Genomic DNA, 5,580 nt, shown 5'->3' on the forward strand with positions numbered 1-5,580 from the left:
TGTTGCGCCTGAGCCACAGCCATTCCATATCCCGGAACGATAATCACTGAAGAAGCTGAATCAAATAACATCGCGGTCTCCTCCACTCCAATTTCTTTGACAACGATCTGTGGACCATCGGCGGCTGGGCCGGAAACAGCCTGTCCAAAACCTCCCAACAATACGTTAGTCAAGGATCTGTTCATGGCTTTGCACATGATTTGGGTAAGGATAATCCCTGAGGCTCCGACCAATGAACCCGCTACGATCAACACATTATTATTTAAAATAAAACCTGTAGCACATGCGGCCATTCCCGAATATGAATTCAGAAGCGAAATAACCACCGGCATATCTGCGCCTCCAATTGGAATTACTGTTAAGATTCCCAAAAGCAGAGAAATAACAATCAAAGCAATCATAAAAATTGGGTCACTCGGATTCATAAAAGTTAACACTCCTGCTATCACAAAAGCGATTAGAAGAATTAAATTCAAAGGGTGTTGCCCCTTGAAAGTAATCGGTGAACCAGAAATTTTTCCATCTAACTTTAGGAAAGCGATCATGGACCCCGTAAAAGTCACTCCTCCAATCAAGACAGAAACTATGATACTAATTGAATTTACGGAATCCGGATAGGTATTGACAGCTTGGGTTTTAAAGAAATAATCCGAAAGTGCTACAGCGAAAGAAGCTAGACCTCCGAAACCATTAAATAGAGCAACCATTTCCGGGATTTTGGTCATCTCAACTTTCTTAGAGACATAAAGACCAATTGCTCCACCAATTAAAATACAAACAAATATCTCTACAAATGAAAGGATATTCACCGTATACAAAGTCGCTGCAATAGCGATCAGCATACCAACAGCAGAATACACATTTCCTTGACGTGCGCTTTTGGTTTTACCCAATTTTTTAATCCCTAGGACAAAGAGAATCGAAGAGATCAGATAGGCTACTTGGATGAGGATGCTCATTTCTTCTTAAACATTTTTAGCATACGATCCGTCACTGCATAGCCGCCTACAACATTGATTGTAGCGAGTATCAAAGCTACCATTCCAAGCCATTTGCTGATGGTGGTATACCCCATTTCATTACAGGCCAAAAGAGCTCCAACAATAGTAATTCCTGAAATTGCATTGGACCCCGACATAAGGGGGGTGTGCAAGGTTGGAGGGACTTTTGAGATCAGCTCAAACCCCAGAAAACTCGCTAAGACAAGTATATAAATCAGAATAATTAATGCTTCTGAGCTCATAATTTGAAAAGGTTATTTACTATTTATTTAAAATTTTCTTGGTGAATTCATGGACTATCTCGCCCTTGTAGGTGATCAAAACACCTTTTGTAATCTCTTCTTCCCGATCCAGATTGAATCCATCTTTGCTAGCAAGATGTAATAACAAAGTGCTGATATTTGTCGCATAAAGCTGACTGGCATTGGTGGAAAGCAAAGCAGGAAGATTAGATTCACCAATGATTGTTACTCCATGTTTCACTACTGTTTTATCTTTTTCAGAGATCTCACAATTACCTCCGGATTCTACTGCCATATCAACAATGACCGCACCTTTTTTCATCGTTTTTACCATCTCTTCCGTCACTAGAATGGGAGATTTTTTACCCATTACGAGGGCTGTGGTGATGACTAGATCAGTTTCTTTGATTTTGCTTTGAATCAATTCCTTCTGTTTTTGTAGAAACTCTTCCGATACTTCAGCTGCATATCCTCCTTCTACTTTTACAGTTTCAGCTCCTTCCACCATCAAGAATCTTCCCCCAAGAGACTCTACTTGTTCTTTTGTTTCGGGCCTAACGTCACTGACCTCCACGATAGCTCCCAGTCTTTTTGCTGTGGCGATAGCTTGAAGACCAGCTACTCCTGCACCGAAAATCAGAACTTTTGAAGGGGTTATTGTACCTGAAGCAGTCATCATCAAAGGAAAAATCTTTCCCAGGTGATTTGCTCCCAAAATGACTGATTTGTATCCCGCTAGGTTTGCCTGTGAACTTAAGGCATCCATTTTTTGTGCTCTGGAAATTCGGGGAACAGCATCCATTGAAAAAGAAGAGATAGATTTCTTGTTCATCTCTGCTAAGATTTCAGGATGGTTGTAGGCATACATCAGGGAAATACAGGCTGTCCCTTCTTTCATCTGAGATACTTCTTCAGGAGAGAAAATATTCACCTTTAATAATATATCTGAATCAAAAACCTGTGTCTTGGCTATAATGGAAGCACCAGCCACCTTATATTCCTCATCCGAAAAATTAGAACCTTCTCCTGCCCCAGATTCAACTGCTACTTCAAATTCTTTTTTAATCAGTAGCTTGATTACTTCCGGGCTGAGAGCAACTCTTTTTTCATGGTCTTTAGTTTCCTTTAGTACTCCTATTTTCATTTTTAACTTTTAGAATCTATTTACAAATAGCTTTTATCATTCAATATATTCAAAGAAAGTCTGAAATACCCGCTTAGCCCACCTGCTTTATCCTGATTTCTTCCACTTTTATGATATTTTATTCTGAAAATTTCCAGACTTCCCTAATGTTATTAAAAGCTAAAAAATCCTTTTTTACTGTTTTCTACTCAATACAAGCTCTTTTTTTAAGGCAAACTTTAGAATCAAACCTAAAAATTCTCAAGATTGTCACAGGATTTACCCTTCAAATTGATTTTAGAAAAATATTTCTGCAAAAATAAAAGTACCGCTGATCCTAAAAGAATCACACTTTAAAGACAAACAGGATTCATTCAAAAAGATAAATTCCTATTTTAGATCAACTTATTTAACCTAAAACAAGACCCATGAAAAAACCAAAGAAAAATTCCGAAGGGCAATCTCGGAGGGATTTTATTAAAAATGCAGCTATCGCATCCTCATTTTTTATTGTTCCAAGACATGTTTTAGGGGGTGTAGGTTTTACTTCACCTTCAGATCAGTTGAATCTTGCCGCAATCGGCGCTGGAGGTAAAGGAGCCAGCGATATTAGAAATGCCTCCGTGAATGGTAGAGAGCGCGTTGTTGCACTTTGTGATGTTGATTTTTCTGGATCAGCAAAAGCATCGGTAGAAAGATTCCCGGATGCTAAACTCTATGCGGATTTCCGAAAAATGTTAGATACAGAAACTGATATAGATGCAGTGACAATTTCTACCCCTGATCACGTTCATGGTCCAGCGGCAAAATATGCTATGGAAAGAGGAAAGCATGTCTATGTTCAAAAACCAATGACCCATAACATCAAAGAGGCTAGAATGCTTACTGAGATGGCAAGGTCAGAAAAAGTAGTGACGCAAATGGGGAACCAAGGAGGTTCTAACCCATTGCTAAATCTGGTCCAGGAATGGATCGATAAAGACCGAATCGGTAAAATAGCAAAAGTAGAAGTTTGGACTAACCGCCCTGTTTGGCCACAAGGAGGAGCATTCCCAAGTCCAGCTCCCGGAAGTAAACCATCTGCATTAGATTGGGATCTTTGGTTAGGCCCATCTCCTGAGATTCCTTATACTCCAGATCTTCACCCATTCAGTTGGAGAGGTTGGTGGAATTATGGAACAGGTGCATTAGGCGATGTGGGATGTCACTTGATCGATATTCCGTTTAGAACACTTGGTTTACATTATCCAACTGACGCAGAATGTAGTGTTGGGTCCGTTTATAGCCAGATGTGGAATCCAGACTATCATCCCGATGGTTGTCCTGCATCTTCATTTATTTCCTTAAACTTTGCTGCGACGCCAAAAAGTAAATCCCCAATCAATATGACTTGGAGTGATGGAGGAATAAGACCAGCTCATCCTGATATTATTCCTGCTGATCATGACATTGGTGGAGCTAATTCAGCTAATGGGGTTTTAATCATAGGTGAAAAAGGAATCATTTCTACCAATATCAATGATTCTTCTCCATTGATGCCAAAACTTTATTTGAATGATGGAACTCAAGAGTTCGGACCTCAAACAGAACCTAATGATGAGCCAGAGTATGGACATCAAAGACTTTGGGTAGATGCTTGCAAAGCTGGTTTTGGAAGTACAGAACACAAAGGCCTTACTTCTTCATTCGATTATGCAGGACCCATGACAGAAACTGTTTTGATGGGAAATCTGGCGATCAGAAGTTATATGCTAAGAAGAGAAAACAGTAGAGGTCAAATGGAATTCTACGGACGTAAAAAATTGCTCTGGGATGGAGATAATCTGAGAATTACCAATTTCGAGGATGCAAATCAGTTTGTTACCAGAACTTATCGTGAAGGCTTTGGTATGGGTTAATTCTTGATATCATTGACTTTTAATAAAATTTCGAACCCAGTTAGATTCATTTTAACTGGGTTTGCTTTTTCAGGAAAGATTAAACACAATATTTAATCTATGAATTGATTCTATTCAACTATTTCAATTATAGAATGAAGAAAAAAACTATCCCAAAACTAAACCTCAGTCTTTTAGAAAGAAAAAATCTTCGAAAAGCCAAAATCAAGATTTCTGAAATTTTGGACCTGGCTCCTGATGAATTGGAAGTTATTTTGGATGCAAGGCCTGAAAGGATAAAAACTATTTTTGCTTTGGCAGAATTTCAGACGGCCCCTTCTGTTGGTGTAAAATTTGCCGAAGATTTGATTTTTATGGGCTACTACTCTTTAAAAGAACTCAAAGGAAAAGATGGAGCAAAATTACTTGAGGAGTATGAACGAAAAAAAGGTTATTGGACAGACCCTTGTGTGGAAGATCAGTTTCGATTGATTGTAGATTTTGCAAAGAATCCTCTAATCAACAAAACCTGGTGGGACTATACTGAGGAAAGAAAAAAATATCGACTTGAGAATGGTTATCCGGCTGATAGGCCAAAAACAGCCTGGCATGAAGTAACCCCCATCAAATGGAAAAACAAGATTTGAAACTTTTCCTAAATAGAAGAAATAAAGATTCAAACGCTTATTTCACAGATCCAATAATTGTTTTGACCCATTACTTCATTTTTCACTATCTTAAAATGCTCCAAAAAAGAATAATATGAACAGGATAATTACCGCTCTCTTAACACTTTGTCTGATCGGTCAACTTTCGGCCCAAGATCGTTTGACCGGTGAAACTTTTACAACCCGATCAGAAGTTCTCGCAAGAAATGGAATGGCTGCAACAAGTCAACCATTGGCAACACAAGTTGCGTTGGATATTCTAAAAAAAGGTGGCACAGCCATGGATGCGGCAATTGCAGCAAACGCTGTTTTAGGTTTAGTTGAGCCTGCTAGCTGTGGAATCGGTGGAGATATTTTTGCGATTGTTTGGGATGCAAAAGAAAAGAAACTCTTTGGTTTCAATGGAAGTGGAAGAGCTCCAAAATCGCTCACAATAGATTATTTTATTGATCGTGGAATAAAATATATTCCGATGCTTGGTCCACTCCCCGTTTCTGTGCCTGGAGCAGTGGATGGCTGGTTTGCCTTGCATGAAAAATTTGGAAAACTCCCGATGGAAACCCTTTTGAAGCCTGCAATTGATTATGGAAGGGAAGGATTTCCAGTTTCGGAAGTGATAGCTTATGAAATGGAAAGTAATTATAGAGGTATGGAGGAAATACCAGGTTT

6 protein-coding genes are annotated in these 5,580 nt (G+C 39.0%); 3 read left to right on the top strand and 3 right to left on the bottom strand.

Annotated features, from left to right (window positions below; translation table 11 throughout):
- The 3 genes from Q0L68_RS15335 to Q0L68_RS15345 all read right to left on the bottom strand — a co-directional run.
- Window positions 1-959: NAD(P)(+) transhydrogenase (Re/Si-specific) subunit beta (locus tag Q0L68_RS15335; protein WP_296704926.1), on the bottom strand; the 959-nt coding region annotated here is incomplete at its 3' end.
- Window positions 956-1,243 (bottom strand): NAD(P) transhydrogenase subunit alpha, encoded by a 288-nt coding sequence (locus Q0L68_RS15340; RefSeq protein WP_296704928.1) that lies wholly within the window; start codon window positions 1,241-1,243, stop codon window positions 956-958. The genes Q0L68_RS15340 and Q0L68_RS15335, both read right to left, overlap by 4 nt.
- Before the next feature lie 19 nt (window positions 1,244-1,262).
- Entirely contained in the window at window positions 1,263-2,387 is a 1,125-nt protein-coding gene (locus Q0L68_RS15345; RefSeq protein WP_296704930.1) for a Re/Si-specific NAD(P)(+) transhydrogenase subunit alpha, read from the bottom strand.
- Window positions 2,388-2,794: 407 nt separating this feature from the next.
- Here Q0L68_RS15345 and Q0L68_RS15350 point away from each other — a divergent pair, with 407 nt between their 5' ends.
- The 3 genes from Q0L68_RS15350 to Q0L68_RS15360 all read left to right on the top strand — a co-directional run.
- Entirely contained in the window at window positions 2,795-4,264 is a 1,470-nt protein-coding gene (locus Q0L68_RS15350; RefSeq protein WP_296704931.1) for a Gfo/Idh/MocA family oxidoreductase, read from the top strand.
- 134 nt (window positions 4,265-4,398) lie between these two features.
- Window positions 4,399-4,890, top strand: a complete 492-nt coding sequence (locus tag Q0L68_RS15355; protein WP_296704933.1) for a helix-hairpin-helix domain-containing protein — start codon at window positions 4,399-4,401, stop codon at window positions 4,888-4,890.
- Between the two features lie 115 nt (window positions 4,891-5,005).
- Window positions 5,006-5,580, top strand: a 575-nt coding sequence (locus Q0L68_RS15360) for a gamma-glutamyltransferase (RefSeq protein ID WP_296704935.1), incomplete at its 3' end; no start/stop codon positions are given.

It is taken from the genome of Algoriphagus sp., assembly GCF_024642405.1.
Taxonomy (GTDB): domain Bacteria; phylum Bacteroidota; class Bacteroidia; order Cytophagales; family Cyclobacteriaceae; genus Algoriphagus.

What these genes read in the sequence shown, in the direction of transcription:
- Q0L68_RS15340 (WP_296704928.1), bottom strand. Translation starts at nt 1,243, where the DNA reads ATGAGCTCAGAAGCATTAATTATTCTGATTTATATACTTGTCTTAGCG.
- Q0L68_RS15345 (WP_296704930.1), bottom strand. Translation starts at nt 2,387, where the DNA reads ATGAAAATAGGAGTACTAAAGGAAACTAAAGACCATGAAAAAAGAGTT.
- Q0L68_RS15350 (WP_296704931.1), top strand. Translation starts at nt 2,795, where the DNA reads ATGAAAAAACCAAAGAAAAATTCCGAAGGGCAATCTCGGAGGGATTTT.
- Q0L68_RS15355 (WP_296704933.1), top strand. Translation starts at nt 4,399, where the DNA reads ATGAAGAAAAAAACTATCCCAAAACTAAACCTCAGTCTTTTAGAAAGA.